This window comes from Stenotrophomonas maltophilia, from assembly GCF_023518235.1.
In the GTDB taxonomy this organism is placed as follows: Bacteria; Pseudomonadota; Gammaproteobacteria; order Xanthomonadales; family Xanthomonadaceae; genus Stenotrophomonas.
This window is the reverse complement of record NZ_CP090423.1, coordinates 2,026,179-2,042,923: the sequence shown is the minus strand read 5'-3', so window position 1 is coordinate 2,042,923 and position 16,745 is coordinate 2,026,179. Positions and strand designations below refer to the sequence as shown.

Sequence of the window (16,745 nt, the reverse complement as noted above, 5' to 3'; positions counted from 1 at the left end):
TTATAAACACCGTGATAGTTTCCCCACGACCGCCAGCGTAGCCTGCCTCCATCGCAAAGGAGCTGTTGCCATGGGCCACGACCACGATCACCTGCCATCCCAGATCCGCCACGAGAAACCTCTGTGGTGGGCGCTTGGCCTGACGTCCACCTTCCTCGTCGTCGAAGTGGTGGGCGCGTTCTGGACCAACAGCCTGGCGCTGCTGTCCGACGCGGCACACATGGCCACCGACGCGCTGGCCTTGATGATCGCGCTGGTGGCGGTGCGGCTGAGCCGGCGCCCGCCGGATGCACGGCGTACCTATGGCTATGCACGCCTGGAAGCACTGGGCGCCATGATCAACGGCGCGATGCTGTTCGTGGTCGCGGCCTACATCCTGTTGGAAGCGGTTGGACGTTTCCGCCAACCGCAGGAGATCGCCTCCACCGGCATGCTGGTCATTGCCGCCGCCGGCCTGGTCATCAATCTGATCTCGATGCGCCTGCTGCAGGCCGGCAGTGGCGAGAGCCTCAACGTGAAGGGCGCGTACCTGGAAGTGTGGGCCGACATGCTGGGCTCGGTGGCGGTGATCGCCGGCGCCATCCTGATCCAGCTGACCGGCTGGAAGCCGATCGACCCGATCCTGGCGGTACTGATCGGTCTGTGGGTATTGCCGCGCACCTACGTGCTGATGCGCGAGGCGATCAACGTGCTGCTGGAGGGCGTGCCCAAGGGCATGGACGTGGCCAAGGTGCGCGACAGCCTGTCCGGCCATGCGGCGGTGATGGACGTGCATGACCTGCACGTGTGGGCGCTGGCCTCCAGCACGCCGGCGCTGACCGCGCACATCGTGATGCGTGACGGCACCGACGCCGATGCGCTGCGCCGTGAGTTGGGGGGGCGCCTGCATGATGATTTCGGTATCGAGCATGTGACGTTGCAGATCGAGGCCGACCATTGCGGCGAAGCCTGCGGTGAGCCGGCACCGGTGAAGGGCGGCGAGCACGAGGGCCATGAAGATCATGATCATGGCGAAGACGCACAAGGGCATCGCGGTCACGTGCATCGTTGAACGGGATATGCCGTCATGCGGATCGGGTGAATCCGGCCGGGCGAAACAGCCTTGGTAGAATCGACTGTTGGTCGACTGCTCTCCCGCGAGGCTGCGACAAAGCGCGCGCTGCGCGCGACAGTCGACTCTACCCAATCGTCCCGACGCGACCGCGCAGGCTGCATTCGTCCACAGCAGCGAAGGTCATTCGTCCCGTCGGGACGCCAGCCGGTCCGCCAACCGGGTCGGCTCCGGCAGGCGATAGCCACGCAGCGTGCGCCGCACCCAGTCCAGCGCGGTATCGGCACTGACCCGATGGCCGCCGGCCACGAACAGCGGCTTGCACCGCAGCTTGCTGCGCAACACCCAGCCCAGTTGTTCATCGCCGTCCAGCAGCGGTGCATGCGCGCCGGCCTCGGTGCCCGGCTCGACGAAGCGCCCCACCAGTTTCGACTTGGCCACGCCGATGCTGGGCAGGTCGGTGACCACGCCCAGGTGCGCGGCCACGCCCAACCGGCGCGGATGGCTGATGCCGTGGCCATCGACGAACACCAGGTCCGGCACGCGCGGCAGCAGCGCGAGCGCGGCCAGCAGTGCCGGCAGTTCGCGGAAGCTGAGCAGGCCGGGGATGTACGGCATCACCGTGGGAATGCGCGCGATTTCCTGCGCTACGGGCTGCAGCGACGTCGCATCCAGCAGCACCGCCGCAGCGCGTGTGGTGGCACCGTTGTCCTCGAAGCCGACATCCAGCCCGGCCAGCCAGCGCACGGTGCGGGGCAGGCGGTCCTGGCGCTCCACGCGGGCGGCCAGTTGCAGTTGTTGCGCGCGGGCAGCAGCGACGCTGCCTTCCCAGCGCCCTGGGTCGATCACCGTATTCATTGGCAAGAGCATGGCATGGGCAACGCCACGGCACGGTGAGCGGCGGCCGGGGCTACAATGGCGGCCTGCCTTTCCTCGCGTTGGAGACCCTGCAGTGACCCGTAAACTCGTACTGTTGCGCCATGGCCAGAGCCAGTGGAACCTGGACAATCGCTTCACCGGCTGGGTCGATGTCGACCTGACCGAGCAGGGGCGCCGGGAAGCGGCCGCCGCCGGCCGCCTGATGCGCGAGGAAGGCCTGCAGTTCGACGTCGCCCACACTTCGGTGCTCAAGCGCGCCATCCACACCCTGCAGGGGGCGCTGGCCGAGCTGGAGCAGGACTGGCTGCCGGTGAACAAGTCCTGGCGCCTCAACGAGCGCCACTACGGCGGCCTGCAGGGCCTGGACAAGGCCGAGACCGCCGCCAAGCATGGCGAAGAGCAGGTCAAGGTGTGGCGCCGTTCGTACGACATTCCGCCGCCGCCGATGGAGCTGGACGATCCGGGCCACCCGATCCATGACCGCCGCTACGCCGGTCTGGACCGCAACGCTCTGCCGGGCACCGAATCGCTGGCCACCACCCTGGACCGCGTGCTGCCGTACTGGCACGACGCCATCGCGCCGCAGTTGAAGGACGGCAAGACCGTGCTGGTCACCGCCCACGGCAACTCGCTGCGCGCGCTGTACAAGTACCTCAACAACGTCTCGCGCGAGGAGATCCTCGAGCTGAACATCCCGACCGGCATTCCGCTGCTGTTCGAACTGAACGACGACCTGACCGTGCAGTCGTTCCGCTACCTGGGTGACCCGGAAGCGGCGCGCAAGGCCGCCGAAGCCGTGGCCAACCAGGGCAAGGCGAAGTAAGAAGCAGAAGGCCGGCGCAAGCCGGCCTTCTCTTTTGTAGAGTCGAGCCCACGCTCGACTGCTCTCCGTTCCAGTTTCATGACCCTGCGGCAACAGGCCAACAGCACTCGAGCATGGCTCGACTCTACAAGAGGCTCGCCCCTGTGACCTTTGGCTGGTCCCCGCGCAGGGACTTCCCGGCTACCCTGTGAAATTACCCGCAGGAGAGCCTCATGAACGTCCGCAACCTGGTCCCGTTGGGCCTGACGATCGCCATCGCCGCCTCGCTGGCCGCCTGTGGCAAGAATGAAACCGCGCCGGCCGCCAGCGCTGATGCCAAGCCGGCCTTCGACCTGTCGCAGATCAAGACCCCGCTGATCTCGCTCAACAGCGCCGACCTGGATCCGGCCATCTCGGCCTGTACCGACCTCAATGGCTTCGTCAACAGCAAGTGGCTGAAGGCCAACCCGGTGCCGGGCGACCAGACCACCTGGGGCAGCTTCGAGATCCTGCGCGAGCGCTCGCTGGAAGTGCAGCACACGCTGGTGCAGCAGGCGGCGGCCAGCCAGGCCAAGGCCGGCTCGGTGGAAGCCAAGATCGGTGACATCTGGAAGACCGGCAACGACGAGGCCAGGATCGAAGCCGCCGGCCTGGCGCCGCTGCAGCCGCAGCTGGACAAGATCACCGCGCTGAACGATACCGCCGCCATCACCCAGTACCTGCGCGACAGCCAGGCCGAGGGCAAGGGCGTGCTGTTCTCGCTGTTCGCCAATGCCGACTACAAGGATTCGGCCAACGTCATCGCCTACGTCGGCCAGGGCGGCCTCGGCCTGCCGGAGAAGGGCTATTACTTCGACGATGCGCAGGCCAAGATCCGCGACGCCTACGTGGCCTACATCGCACAGGTGCTGACCCTGTCCGGCGTGGACGCGGCACAGGCCGCCGAGCAGGCCAAGGCCGTGATGGCCTTCGAAACCCGCCTGGCCAAGGCCTCGATGTCGCGCATCGAAATGCGTGATCCGGCCAAGCGCTACAACCCGCTCAGCGCCGCCGACGCCGACAAGCTGACCCCGAACTTCAGCTGGACCGCGTTGTTTGACACCCTGAAGGTGCCGGCCGCGCAGAAGTTCTCGCTGGCCCAGCCGGGCTTCTTCGGTGAAATGGACAAGATGCTGGCCGATGTGCCGGCCAGCACCTGGCAGGCCTACCTGCGTTTCCACACCATCGACGATGCTTCGCCGTACCTGAGCAGCCAGTTCGAGAAGGCCAACTTCGATTTCTACGGCACCACCCTGCGTGGCCAGAAGGAAATGCAGCCGCGCTGGAAGCGCGTGCTGGAGTCGGTCAATGGCGGCATGGGTGAAGCGCTGGGCCAGCTGTATGTCGACGCCGTGTTCCCGGCCGAATCCAAGGTCGCCATGCAGCATCTGGTGGAGAACCTGTCGCAGGCGCTGAAGGCGCGCCTGGAGCAGCTGCCGTGGATGGGCGAAGAGACCAGGAAGAAGGCACTGGAAAAGTGGGCCAGCTTCACCCCGAAGATCGGTTACCCGGACAAGTGGCGTGACTGGGCGGGCCTGCAGACCAACGGCGACAGCTACCTGGGCAACATGCAGGCCGCGCGCGCGTTCAACTACCGCTACATGCTGGACAAGATCGGCAAGCCGGTGGACAAGACCGAATGGGGCATGACCCCGCAGACCGTCAACGCCTACTACAACGCCACCAAGAACGAGATCGTGTTCCCGGCGGCGATCCTGCAGGCGCCGTTCTTCGACGCCAAGGCCGACCCGGCGCTGAACTACGGCGGCATCGGTGCGGTCATCGGCCACGAGATGATGCACGGCTATGACGATTCGGGCAGCCAGTTCGCCGCCAACGGCAACTTCGACAACTGGTGGACCGACGCCGACCGCAAGGCCTTCACCGAACGCACCGACCAGCTGGTGGCGCAGTTCGACGGCTACGAGTCGGTGCCGGGCGTGTTCGTGAAGGGCAAGCTGACCCTGGGCGAGAATATCGGCGACCTGGGCGGCCTGACCGTGGCCTACGACGCGCTGCAGATGGCGCTGAAGGAAGACCCCAAGGCCAACGTGGACGTCGATGGCCACAGCCAGGACCAGCGCTTCTTCATGAACTGGGCCACCGTGTGGCGCCGCAACTTCACCGACGGTGAGCTGCGCGTGCGTCTGAACACCGATCCGCACGCCCCGGCCAACTTCCGTGCCAACGGTGCGCCGTCGAACATGCCGTCGTTCGCCGCAGCGTTCCAGTGCAAGGCTGGCGATGCGATGGTGCGTGCCGACGACAAGCGCGTGGTGATCTGGTAATCGATCGCACGTGAAACGTGATGCAGAAGGCCCGGCGTTCGCCGGGCCTTTTGTTTGTCGGCGCCGATGGCATCGGACCGGTAGAGTCGGCGGAATGTTCGCGGTCTGGCCGAAGGGCAGTCGACCCGCGGTCGACTCTACAGGTGCGTTGCTCGGCACGTCGGTTCATGCCCGCCGCCGGCGATCACGCCAGCGCTGGTTCCAGCGCCAGCATCCGATGGAATCGCTGCAGCACATACGGATCCACCAGCCCGCCGGACTGCGCATCGATGATGCCCAGCGCGGTCTCGCGCGCCATCGCCGCACGGTAGGGACGCACGCTGGTCATCGCATCGTAGGCGTCGGCGATGGTGACGATGCGCGCGCCCAGGGGAATGGATTCACCGCGCAGCCCATCGGGATAGCCGCTGCCATCGAACGCCTCGTGGTGGGCGCGGATCAGCTGCGCGACCGGTGCGGCATCACTGCGGCCGGTGGCCAGGAAGATATGCTCGCCCCGTACCGGATGCTCACGCATGATCGCGCGCTCTTCGTCGGTGTGCCGGCGCGGGGCCAGCAGCACCTCGTCGGGAATGCCGATCTTGCCGATGTCGTGGAAGCGCGCAGCCAGGCCGATCTGTTCGCATGCGTCGCTGTCGAGATCGCAGTGCGCGGCCAGGCGCTGCGCGAGCAGGCCGACGCGGTCGCAGTGGTGGCGGGTGTAGGCGTCGCGCATCTGCAGCGACATCGAGAGGGCATCGATCAGGCAGGCCTGCGCGTGCAGCAGGTCGGGGGCGGGTACGGCGTCAGGAAACATGGTCATCCGCCCGCACCGGGTGGGGGCCGGTGCGGGGTATTCGGGGGCGATCAACCCGGGGCGAGGGTGGTCAGAAGGGCGCGGGCCGCGTTGAAGCGGTCTTCCGGCAACGGCAGCGGGTGCTTGATCCGCAGCTTGTCCGGCCCTTCCATGGCGTAGAGATTGGGTTGTTTCTGGATCAGCTGGATCACCGCCATCGGGTCGATGTCCGGCTTGGACTCGAATACGATGCGGCCACCGTTCTCGCCCAGATCCAGCTTGCGGATACCCAGCCTGCTGGCGTTGAGCTTCAGCTCGGCGATGGCGAACAGGTGCTTGGCCGCATCCGGCAGCAGGCCGAAGCGGTCGATCATCTCCACCTGCAGCTCGCGCAGCGCATCGCTGTCGCGCGCGCTGGAAATACGCTTGTAGAGGGTCAGGCGGGTGTGCACGTCCGGCAGGTAGTCTTCCGGAATCAGCGCCGGCACATGCAGCTCCACCTCGGCGCCGCGTACTTCCTCACCGGCATCCAGGTCGGGCAGCTTGCCCTGCTTGATGCTGCGCACCGCGCGTTCGAGCAGCTCGGTGTACAGGCTGAAGCCGACCTCGGCCATCTGCCCGCTCTGGTCTTCGCCGAGCAGTTCACCGGCACCGCGAATCTCCAGATCGTGCGTGGCCAGGGTGAAGCCGGCACCGAGTTCGTCCATCGAGGCGATCGCTTCCAGGCGCTTTTCCGCATCCGGGGTGATCGAACGGCGGTCAGGGGCGACCAGGTAGGCGTAGGCGCGGTGGTGCGAACGGCCGACGCGGCCGCGCAGCTGGTGCAGCTGGGCCAGGCCGAAGCGGTCGGCGCGGTTGATGATGATGGTGTTGGCGTTGGGGATGTCGATGCCCGATTCGATGATCGTGGTCGACAGCAGCACGTTGAAGCGCTGCTTCTGGAAATCCAGCATCACCTTTTCCAGCTCGCGTTCCGGCATCTGGCCATGGGCGATGCCGATGCGCGCTTCGGGCACCAGCTCGGACAGCTCGCGCTGCATGCGGCCGATGCTCTCCACGTCGTTGTGCAGGAAGTACAGCTGGCCACCACGTGACAGTTCACGCTGGAAGGCTTCGCGCAGCAGCGCGTTGTCCCACTGGGTGATGAAGGTCTGCACCGCCAGCCGGTTGGGCGGCGGGGTGGCGATGATCGACAGGTCGCGCAGCCCGGCCATGGCCATGTTGAGCGTGCGCGGAATCGGCGTGGCGGTCAGGGTCAGCAGGTGCACGTTGGCGCGCAGCGCCTTCAGCGCTTCCTTCTGGCGCACGCCGAAACGCTGTTCCTCGTCGACGATGACCATGCCCAGGTCCTTGAACTTCACGTCCGGCTGCAGCAGGCGGTGGGTACCGACGATGACGTCGATGGTGCCGGCGGCGACCTTCTCCAGTTCGGCCTTGATTTCCTTGCTGGTCTTGAAGCGCGACAGCACCTCGACCTTCATCGGATAGTCGGCGAAGCGGTCGCGGAAGTTGCGGAAATGCTGTTCGGCCAGCAGCGTGGTCGGCACCAGCACCGCCACCTGCTTGCCGGCGCTGGCGGCAGCAAAGGCGGCACGCACGGCCACTTCGGTCTTGCCGAAGCCGACGTCACCGCAGACCACGCGGTCCATCGGCTGGCTGCTGGCCAGGTCGCGCAGTGTGGCCTCGATCGCGGCCAGCTGGTCCGGGGTTTCCTCGAACGGGAAGCCGGCCGCGAACGGTTCGTACATGGCGCGGTCCACCTGCAGTGCCAGGCCGGCACGCGCCTGGCGGCGCGCCTGGATCTCCAGCAGTTCGGCGGCGACGTCGCGTACCTTCTCGGCGGCCTTGCGCTTGGCCTTGCTCCATTGCTCGCCACCGAGCGAATGCAGCGGCGCGGTTTCCGCCGAGGCGCCGGAGTAGCGGCTGATCAGGTGCAGCTGGGCCACCGGCACATACAGGCGGTCGCCCTTGGCGTACTCGATTTCCAGGAATTCGCCGGGCATGCCGCCGACGTCCATCGCGATCAGGCCACGGTAGCGGCCGACGCCATGGTCCTCGTGCACGATCGGCGCGCCCTCGGTCAGTTCACCCAGATCGCGGATGATCGCTTCCGGCTCGCGGCCGGCACGGCGCGTGCGGCGTGTGCTGCCGGCGCGCTCGGGGAACAGCTGGCGCTCGGTGAGTACCGCGATGCGCGGATCGTCCAGCGCGAAGCCATCCTCCAGTGGTGCCACCGCGATCGCAAAGCGCGCATCGCTGGCGAGGAAGGCGGGCAGGTCGGCCACCACCGGTGGCTTCAGTCCGGCGGCCTGCAGCACTTCCAGCAGGGCCTCGCGGCGACCCGGCGAATCGGCGGCGATCAGCACCCGGCCGGGGTAATGGCCAAGGAACGACTTCAGCGCATCGCCGGCGGGTGCCTCGCGGGCGGCGACCGGCAGCGGTGGCAGCGGCTGATCGCCCAGTGCGTGGGCATCGCCGATGCGGGCGTGGTCGGCGGACCAGACCTCGATGCGCGGGGCATCGTTGAGCCGTTCACGCAGCAGATCCGGTGAAAGGTACAGCGCCGACGGCGGCAGCAGCGGCCGCTCCACATCGTGGCGGCGCTGTTCGTAGCGCTCACCGGTCTGCGCCCAGAATGTTTCGGCGGCTTCGCCGGCACCGGCGCACACCACCGGCAGGCTGCCGTCGGGCAGGTAGTCGAACAGGGTTGCGGTGCGTTCGAAGAACAGCGGCAGGTAGTACTCCACGCCGGCCGGAGCCAGCCCGGACTTCAGATCCTGGTACAGCGCACTGCGCCGGGTGTCCACGTCGAAGCGCTCGCGCAGCGTCGCCAGCACGCGGGCGATGCTGGCCTCGTCCATCGGCACTTCGCGGCCCGGCAGCATGTGCACCGCTTCGACCTTGTCCAGCGAGCGCTGGCTTTCCGGGTCGAAGGCTCGGATCGAGTCGATGTCCTCGTCCAGCAGTTCCACCCGCAGCGGTGCGTCGGCACCCATCGGGAACACATCGAGCAGACCGCCGCGCACGGCGAAGTCGCCCGGGTCCATCACCTGCGGCACGTTGCGGTAGCCGGCGCTTTCCAGGCGGCGCTTCTCGGCCTCCAGGTCCAGGCGCTGGCCAACCTTCAGGTCGAAGCTGCCACCGATCACGTAGCTGCGCGGGGCCAGCTGCTGCAGCAGGGTCTGCACCGGCACGATCACCAGCCCGCGCTTCAGCGCGGGCAGGCGGTGCAGGGCCGCCAGACGCTGCGAAATGATGTCCGGATGCGGGCTGAAGCGGTCGTAGGGCAGGGTTTCCCAGTCCGGGAAAGCCACTACCGGCAGGGCCGGGTCGCCGCCGAGCAGGGTATGCAGGTCGGCTTCGAGCTGGTTGGCGCCGTGGTTGTCACGCGCGATCACCAGCAGCGGGGCATCGTGGGCGCGCGCGGCCTGGGCCAGATACCAGGCCAGTGCAGTCGGCGAGGCCGGGGCGCGCCACCAGGCGCGGAGCTGGCCGGCACGCGGCAGCGGCGGGGCGGGGTATGAAGTACGCGACATTGACCGCGGATTTTAGCAGAAGCCCCCGCCCGGCCAATGATCGCGACGTGAGCGGGGGAGCGCCGGGCCAAGCCCGGCGAGCGCAGCGGTTGAATCAACGTCGCCGGGCATTGCCCGGCGCTACCGTCAGTTGTCCAGCTCCAGCACCATCCGCACCAGGCCCTCGGCCCCGGTCGGGTGCGGTACCGGCTTGAAGCCCAGCGAGGCGGCCAGCTGCTTCATCGGCTCGTTCTCGGCGGCAACGTCGCCGTACAGGCGGTCCAGATACTTGCCGCGGGCCCACTTCACCAGCTTGCGCATCAGCTGCCGGCCCAGGCCCTGGCCGATCAGGAAGCGGCTGATCAGGATCGCGTACTCGGCCTCACGGGTGCCGGGGATGATCGAGGCCCGGGCGACCGCGCCGACCACGGCTTCGCCAGCGGGCAGGGACTCGGCCGCGACCAGGGTGATCTCGGTCTTCGGATTCGGGTGGGTCAGGCGCTGGGTGGTTTCCGGTGACAGCTCGGTCACCGCCTGCAGGAAACGGTCACGGATTTCTTCCGGCCCGAACAGGCTGAACGCCGCTTGCAGCGGTGCGCCATCTTCCGGGCGGATGGGGCGGATCAGCAGCTCGTGGCCGCTGGGAGCCTTGAAGATCTCATGCCAGGGCGGCATGCGGTTGCGAGTGGCCATACCGGGTGATTCCTTGGTGGTCCATCGATTGTGGCATCACCGGGGCTGCATTCCGTGAACGAAAGGCTCACGGCGGTACAGCCTCGTGAAGGCCGTTATTCGGGCGCTTTGAGCCAATCCAGGCGGGTGCTGGCACCGGGTTCACCCAGGTGCTGGCGCAGCGCCGGCAGGGCCGGGCCGACCACCCGGTCGAACTGCCAGGGCGGGTTGAGCAGCAGCATGCCACTGCCGTTCAGGCGCAGCGGCGAATCGTCCGGGCGCACCAGGAACTCGATCGTCATCGCCGACTTCACCGGCAGGGCGGTGGCCTTGCGCAGGAAATGCAGGATGGTGCGGCGCTGCTTGATCGGGAACCAGACCGCGCAGGTGGCCTGCGGCCAGCGTGCCAGGGTCTCGGCCAGGGCGGCCAGGACGGCCTGGTACTCGGCATCCTGGGCCTCGTAGGGCGGGTCGATCAGCACCAGGCCGCGGCCGATCTTGCTGCCGTTGAACTTCGGCGGCAGCAGCGAACGCAGCAGCGCGTAGCCATCGCCGGGATGCACGCCGACCCGGCTGTCATGCGCGAACAGCGCCTTCAGCGAGGCGGTTTCGGCCTCCTGCAGCTCGCACACGGCCATGCGGTCCTGTGCGCGCATCGCCTGTGCGCTCAGCAGCGGCGAACCCGGGTAGGTGGTCATCGTCCCCACCGGATTGCCGGCCTGAACTGCCTTCAGGTAGCGCTCGACCACCTCCGGCAGCTTGGGCTGGGCCATCAGCCGCATGATTCCGGACTCGGCCTCCAGGGTCTTGCGGCTCTCTTCGCTGGCCAGCAGATAGCGGCCGGCACCGCCGTGAGTGTCGAGCACGAAGAACGGGCTGTCCTTGCGCTTGAAGCTGTCAATCAGGGCCAGCTGCACGATGTGCTTGAGCACATCGGCGTGGTTGCCGGCATGGAAGGCGTGGCGATAGTTCATGGGCGGCAGTGTACGGGGCGGCGGCCGCAGCGGCTATGCTGCGCGCCATGACAGCGCCCGTTGCCCATGTCCTGGTGGTCGAGGACGAAACCGCCATCGCCGAAACCGTGCTCTATGCGCTGCGCAGCGAAGGCTACGCCGCCAGCCATTGCCTGCTGGGCGGTGAGGCCCTGCTGCGGCTGCAGGCCGGGGATATCGACGTGGTGGTGCTGGACGTCGGGCTGCCCGACCTGGGCGGCTTCGAGGTCTGCCGCCGGCTGCGTGCCCAACCCGGGCCGGCGGCGCAGCTGCCGGTGATCTTCCTGACCGCGCGCAATGATGAAGTGGACCGCGTGCTTGGCCTGGAGCTGGGCGCCGACGATTACATGACCAAGCCGTTCTCGCCGCGCGAGCTGGTGGCGCGGGTGCGGGCACGCCTGCGCCGTGTGCTGCCGGTTGCGGCCGTGGCCAGTGCCGACGCCGGTTGGCAGGAACAGGGTGCGTTCTCCATCGATCGCGAAGGCCGGCGCATCCGCTTCGATGGCCACCCACTGGACCTGACCCGCTACGAATACGCATTGCTGGAGGCGTTGCTGCAGCGCCCGGGTGCCATCCTCAGCCGTGCCCAGCTGATGGACCGGGGCTGGGACAGTGGTGCCGACAGCGCTGACCGCACCGTCGATACGCACGTAAAGACGCTGCGCGCCAAGCTGCGCGCGGCCGGGGCCAGCAACGATCCGATCCGCACCCACCGTGGCCTCGGCTACGCGCTGGAGGTGTAGCCGATGCGCCTGGTGCTGAAGCTGTTCCTCGGCTTCTTCCTGATCACCGGCATCGCCGCGTTCTTCGTGATGCGCGTGTTCGTCAACGAAGTGAAGCCCGGTGTACGCCAGGCGATGGAATCGACCCTGGTCGATGCCGCCAACGTGCTGGCCGAGATGGCCGCCGCCGACGTCAAGGCCGGCACCATCCGCAGCGGCAGCTTCACCCGCAACCTGGCCAAGGCACGCCAGCGCGACCTGAAAGCGATGGTCTGGCGGTTCCCGAAGCGCTCGCTGGATTACCGGGTGACCATCACCGATGCCAGGGGCATCGTCATCTATGATTCGCTGGGCCGCGACCTGGGCCGTGACAATTCGCGCTGGAATGATGTCTACCGCACCCTGCGCGGTGAATATGGCGCCCGTTCCAGCCCGGAAACGCCGGGTGAGGAGGGCAATACGGTGATGCACGTGGCCGCCCCGGTGTACGACCCGGCCGATGGACGCACACTGATCGGCGTGCTCAGCCTGGCCCAGCCCAACCGCAGCATCGATCCGTTCATCGCCGCCAGCCAGCGCGCCATCATCGAACGTGGTGTGTGGCTGATCGGGTTGTCGGCGCTGGTCGGGGTGCTGGTGACGATGTGGCTGACCACCGGCCTGGGTCAGCTCAGCCGCTATGCACGTGCGGTCACCGCCGGCGAACCGGTGCCACCGCCACGGCGCCGCCGCGACGAGATCGGCGACCTGGGTCAGGCGCTGGAAACGATGCGCCGCAAGCTGGAAGGCAAGGCCTACGTCGAGCAGTACGTGCAGTCGCTGACGCATGAGATGAAGAGCCCGCTGGCGGCGATCCGCGGTGCCGCCGAGCTGCTGCAGGAGCCGCTGCCGGAGGCCGATCGCCTGCACTTCGCGCGCAGCATTGTCGACCAGCAGGAGCGGCTGACCGAGACCATCGACAAGCTGCTGGCGCTGGCCGAAGTGGAGCAGCACGGCTGGTTGCAGACCCGCGACCCGATCGCGCTGCCGGCGTTGCTGGCCGATGCGGCCGCGGCGGCGCAGGTGCGCGCGCAGGCGGCCGGCGTGCAGGTCCGCATCGGAAGCGTGCCCGAGCTGGCCGTGCAGGGCGATGCCTATCTGCTGCGGCAGGCATTGCACAACCTGATCGACAACGCGATTGCGTTCTCACCCGCCGGTGCAGAGGTGGCGCTGCAGGCTGACGGGGAGGGGCAGGGCGTGCGCCTGCAGGTGGCCGACCGTGGCGCCGGCATTCCCGACTATGCGCGCGAACGGGTGTTCGAGCGCTTCTATTCGCTGGCCCGCCCCGGCAGCGGCCGGCGCAGTTCCGGTCTGGGCCTGCCGTTCGTGCAGGAAGTCGCGCGCCTGCACGACGGCCGCGCCAGTGTCGATGCCCGCGACGGTGGCGGTAGCGTGGCCAGCCTGTGGCTGCCACTGGGCGCGACGGGCCAGCGCCCGCGGCGCTGACTTCACACTCGCTTCAACTTCGCCACAAACCCTGCTCACTGCAGCGGTCCATCCTGCAGCCCTCTCCAACGAGGATGGACCATGAAATCCCTGAAGATGCTGCTGCGGTTCGCCATTGTCGGCGGGCTGATCCTGCTGCTGTTGATTCCGCTGACGATGATCCGCGGGGTCATCAGCGAGCGCAGCCAGTACCGCGACGAAGCCTTCGCGCGGGTGGCCGACAGCCGTGCCGGTGCGCAGCAGCTGGTCGGGCCGGTGCGGGTAGTGCCGTGGGTGGAACGCCAGCAGGTTGAAGTGGTTGACGCCAAGGGCAACAAGAAGACCGAAGAGCAGGTCACCGAAGGCCACTGGCTGCAGATGCCGGCGTCGCTGGAAGTGGGGGGCGAGATGCTGCCGAGCCAGCGTGAAGTCGGCCTGTTCAAGGTGCCGGTGTACAGCTGGAATGGCCAGTTGAAGGCGACCTTCGCCGCCGACGACTATCCGCTGAAGGCTGGCCGTGCCTACGGTCAACCCTACGTGGCACTGGGTATCTCCGATGTGCGCGGGCTGGTGGGCACGCCCAACCTGCGTGTGGATGGCAAGCAGGTGCGTCTGCTGCCCGGCGTCGGCGCAGCCAGCGAAGTCGGCCGTGGCCTGCATGCGCCGGTGGCCGGTTTCGCCGCGAACCAGGGCGGCACCCTGGCAGGCAGTTCGGTGGAGCTGGAACTGCGCCTGGATGGCAGCCGCATGCTGTCGGTGGTGCCGGTTGGCGATGACACCCGCATCGCGCTGCGCTCGAGCTGGCCGCACCCGTCGTTCAGCGGCGCGTTCCTGCCCAACGAGCGCCGCGTCGATGCGCAGGGCTTCGATGCACGCTGGGCGGTGTCTTCGCTGGCGTCCGATGCCCAGCGCCAGCTGCGTAGCGAGGGGGCCATCGATTCGCAGGCGGTGACGGTGTCGCTGGTCGATCCGGTCGATACCTACACCCAGGCCGACCGCGCTTCCAAGTATGGCGTGCTGTTCGTGCTGCTCACCTTCGTCGGCTTCATCCTGTTCGAGCTGATCAAGTCGCTGCGCATCCATCCGCTGCAGTACCTGATGGTGGGCCTGGCACTGGCGATCTTCTTCCTGCTGCTGATCAGCCTGTCCGAGCACATCGCGTTCTGGAAGGCCTACCTGGTCTCGGCCGTGGCCTGCATCGGTCTGCAGGCGGTGTACCTGGCCAACGTGCTGGGCCACTGGAAGCGCGGTCTCGGCTTTGCTGCGCTGCTGACCGTGCTGTACGGCGCGCTGTATGGGTTGCTGGTGTCGGAGAACAACGCGTTGCTGATGGGTTCGCTGCTGCTGTTCGTGATCCTGGCGCTGGCGATGTGGGTGACCCGCCGGGTCGACTGGTACGCGCTCGGCGCGGAACCGAAGTAAGGAGCGTGCGATGGGCTGGCGCCAGGGATTGCGGCAACGGGCACAACAGGGCATCCCGGCCCTGCTGGAGGTGGATGCACTGCTGCAGGCACATGGTGTGCTGGCGGCCCTGCCGGGGGCACGGATCGCCCCCGGCCTGGTCCGCTTCCAGCTGGCTGCGGTGACCTGCGAAGGATTGCAGGGGCAGGGCCTGGGCTGGTTGCAGGACGCGCGGCACGGACGCGGCGCGGTGGCCGGCCGGGTGCCGCGTTACCGGCCATGGAAGGCCGGGGCGGCGGCGCTGGCCGAGATAGGCATGAGGGGTTTGCCGGAGGACTGGCCGGCACATGCGGCGGTATACGGCTGCAGCAGCATCGACCGGCGGCACTGGTTGCTGCTGCTGCCGGAACGGGCGCAGTTGTGGCTGGGGTGGAATGGGTGATCGCCCCCATGACCGATGGGACGGTATCGCCGCGCCCGTGCTGGCTAGACTCGACGGGTTGATGAGCAGGCCGCAAGGCAGGGGTGGGATGTGTTGAAGTGGGGCATGCTGGCCGCAGCGCTGGCGATGGGTGGCAACGCAGGGGCGCAGCAGCGCGAAACGGTGGACCTGGACATGGTCAGCCGCATCCGCCAGGAGGCGTTCCATCGTTCGCAGGTGATGGACACCTTCAGCTATCTCACCGAACGCATTGGGCCGCGCCTGACCAATTCGCCGGCGATGGGCCGCGCCAACGCCTGGACCCGCGGCAAGTTCAACGAATGGAAGCTGGACAACGTCCACGACGAAGCCTTCGATGATTTCGGACGCGGCTGGGAATTCACCTCGGCCAGCGTGGAGATGCTGGGTGACCGCATCCAGCCGCTGCATGCGCTGCCCAAGGCCTGGACTCCGGGCACGCAGGGGCCGGTGGAAGGCGAGCTGGTGCAGGTCGAGATCAAGAAGCCCGAAGACATCGAGAAATACCGCGGCAATCTGCGCGGGAAGATCCTGCTGCTGGGCGAGGCGCGCGAGTACAAGCGCGGCACCGAAGCTGATTCGCACCGTCACGATGCCACCTCGCTGGAAGGCCTGCAGGAGTTCACCCTGCCCAAGGACAAGGACGCCACCGCTGAACGCGCCAAGCGGGTCAAGGAATACCAGGAACGGCAGACGCTGACGGCCAAGGTCAATGCGTTCTTCGTCGAAGAGGGTGCGCTGGCCTCGATCAGCATCAGCAGCTGGGACAACGGCATCATCCGTGTGGCCGGTGGCGGCTCGCGCAAGGCCGGTGAATCGGTCGGCATTCCGGAGCTGGCGATGATCAGCGAGCACTTCAATCCGCTGGTGCGCGCGCTGGAGGCCAAGCAGACCGTGCGCCTGCGCGTGGATGTGGCCGCACGCTTCACCGACGAGGCCGACCAGCCCGGCTACAACACGCTGGCCGAGATCCGCGGCAGCAGCAAGCCCGATGAAGTGGTGATGATCGGCGCGCACCTGGATTCATGGCACAGCGGCACCGGCGCGGCCGACAATGCCGCCGGCGTGGCGGTGATGATGGAGGCCATGCGCATCCTCAAGGCCACCGGCGCCAAGCCCAAGCGCACCATCCGGGTGGCGTTGTGGAGTGGCGAAGAGCAGGGCCTGATCGGCTCGCAGGCCTATGTGGCCAAGCACTTCGGCCAGTTCCCCGAGCCCACCGACCCGGCGCAGAAGGCGCTGCCGGCCTCGCTGCGCGAGCCGACCGGCGCGCTGCGCAAGACCCGCGATTACGGCAAGTTCCAGGTCTACTTCAACATGGACAACGGCTCGGGCCGCTTCCGTGGCATCTACGCCCAGGAAAACCTGGCGGCGATGCCGATCTTCGAAGCCTGGCTGGCGCCGTTCCATGACGTGGGCGCCACCACCGTGGCCACCCGCAACACCGGCAGCACCGACCACATCAGCTTCGACCGTATCGGCCTGCCGGGCTTCCAGTTCATCCAGGATCGGCTGGACTATTTCACCAATGTCCACCATACCCATCTGGACACCTGGGACCACGCCGAACCGGAAGACCTGAAGCAGGCCGCAGCCATCGTCGCCTCGTTCGCCTACAACGCGGCGATGCGTGAGCAGTCCTTCCCGCGCAAGGCTGAACCGCAGCCCTGAAGAACCGGGTGGCA

The 16,745-nt window shown here is 67.5% G+C and carries 13 protein-coding genes; 8 read left to right on the top strand and 5 right to left on the bottom strand.

Annotation, left to right across the window (positions count from 1 at the left end):
• The first annotated feature begins 70 nt into the window (after nt 1–70).
• Entirely contained in the window at nt 71–1,051 is a 981-nt protein-coding gene (locus tag LZ605_RS09640) for a cation diffusion facilitator family transporter (protein ID WP_249844636.1), read from the top strand.
• 183 nt (nt 1,052–1,234) lie between these two features.
• Here LZ605_RS09640 and nfi read toward each other — a convergent pair whose 3' ends face one another.
• Nucleotides 1,235–1,909 (bottom strand): deoxyribonuclease V, encoded by a 675-nt coding sequence (gene nfi, locus LZ605_RS09635; RefSeq protein WP_249844635.1) that lies wholly within the window; start codon nt 1,907–1,909, stop codon nt 1,235–1,237.
• A gap of 94 nt (nt 1,910–2,003) precedes the next feature.
• Between nfi and gpmA the strand changes: the two genes are divergently transcribed.
• Together gpmA and LZ605_RS09625 are read left to right on the top strand one after the other, a co-directional pair.
• On the top strand, nt 2,004–2,753 hold the full coding sequence (gpmA, locus tag LZ605_RS09630) for a 2,3-diphosphoglycerate-dependent phosphoglycerate mutase (RefSeq protein WP_249844634.1): 750 nt from the start codon (nt 2,004–2,006) through the stop codon (nt 2,751–2,753).
• A gap of 212 nt (nt 2,754–2,965) precedes the next feature.
• Nucleotides 2,966–5,059, top strand: a complete 2,094-nt coding sequence (locus LZ605_RS09625; protein WP_249844633.1) for a M13 family metallopeptidase — start codon at nt 2,966–2,968, stop codon at nt 5,057–5,059.
• Nucleotides 5,060–5,243: 184 nt separating this feature from the next.
• On the opposite strand, the gene LZ605_RS09620 is transcribed toward LZ605_RS09625, so the two are convergent.
• The 4 genes from LZ605_RS09620 to LZ605_RS09605 form a co-directional block, all read right to left on the bottom strand.
• Nucleotides 5,244–5,861 (bottom strand): HD-GYP domain-containing protein, encoded by a 618-nt coding sequence (locus tag LZ605_RS09620; protein ID WP_249844632.1) that lies wholly within the window; start codon nt 5,859–5,861, stop codon nt 5,244–5,246.
• A 44-nt stretch (nt 5,862–5,905) separates the two neighbouring features.
• Nucleotides 5,906–9,370, bottom strand: coding sequence for a transcription-repair coupling factor (gene mfd, locus LZ605_RS09615; protein WP_249844631.1), 3,465 nt, complete (start codon nt 9,368–9,370; stop codon nt 5,906–5,908).
• Between the two features lie 126 nt (nt 9,371–9,496).
• Entirely contained in the window at nt 9,497–10,042 is a 546-nt protein-coding gene (locus LZ605_RS09610) for a GNAT family N-acetyltransferase (protein WP_046987672.1), read from the bottom strand.
• A 95-nt stretch (nt 10,043–10,137) separates the two neighbouring features.
• On the bottom strand, nt 10,138–10,995 hold the full coding sequence (locus tag LZ605_RS09605; protein ID WP_249844630.1) for a 23S rRNA (adenine(2030)-N(6))-methyltransferase RlmJ: 858 nt from the start codon (nt 10,993–10,995) through the stop codon (nt 10,138–10,140).
• Nucleotides 10,996–11,030: 35 nt separating this feature from the next.
• Between LZ605_RS09605 and creB the strand changes: the two genes are divergently transcribed.
• The 5 genes from creB to LZ605_RS09580 all read left to right on the top strand — a co-directional run bounded on the left by creB (nt 11,031) and on the right by LZ605_RS09580 (nt 16,731).
• Nucleotides 11,031–11,756, top strand: coding sequence for a two-component system response regulator CreB (gene creB / locus LZ605_RS09600; RefSeq protein WP_249844629.1), 726 nt, complete (start codon nt 11,031–11,033; stop codon nt 11,754–11,756).
• 3 nt (nt 11,757–11,759) lie between these two features.
• On the top strand, nt 11,760–13,220 hold the full coding sequence (creC, locus tag LZ605_RS09595) for a two-component system sensor histidine kinase CreC (protein WP_249844628.1): 1,461 nt from the start codon (nt 11,760–11,762) through the stop codon (nt 13,218–13,220).
• Between the two features lie 81 nt (nt 13,221–13,301).
• Nucleotides 13,302–14,621, top strand: a complete 1,320-nt coding sequence (gene creD / locus LZ605_RS09590; protein ID WP_249844627.1) for a cell envelope integrity protein CreD — start codon at nt 13,302–13,304, stop codon at nt 14,619–14,621.
• A gap of 10 nt (nt 14,622–14,631) precedes the next feature.
• Nucleotides 14,632–15,042 carry a hypothetical protein gene (locus tag LZ605_RS09585; protein WP_249844626.1) on the top strand — a complete coding sequence of 137 codons (411 nt, stop codon included), beginning with the start codon at nt 14,632–14,634 and terminating at the stop codon, nt 15,040–15,042.
• 105 nt (nt 15,043–15,147) lie between these two features.
• Nucleotides 15,148–16,731: a M28 family metallopeptidase gene (locus LZ605_RS09580; protein ID WP_249844892.1), complete on the top strand. Its 1,584-nt coding sequence runs from the start codon at nt 15,148–15,150 to the stop codon at nt 16,729–16,731.
• Nucleotides 16,732–16,745 lie beyond the last annotated feature (14 nt).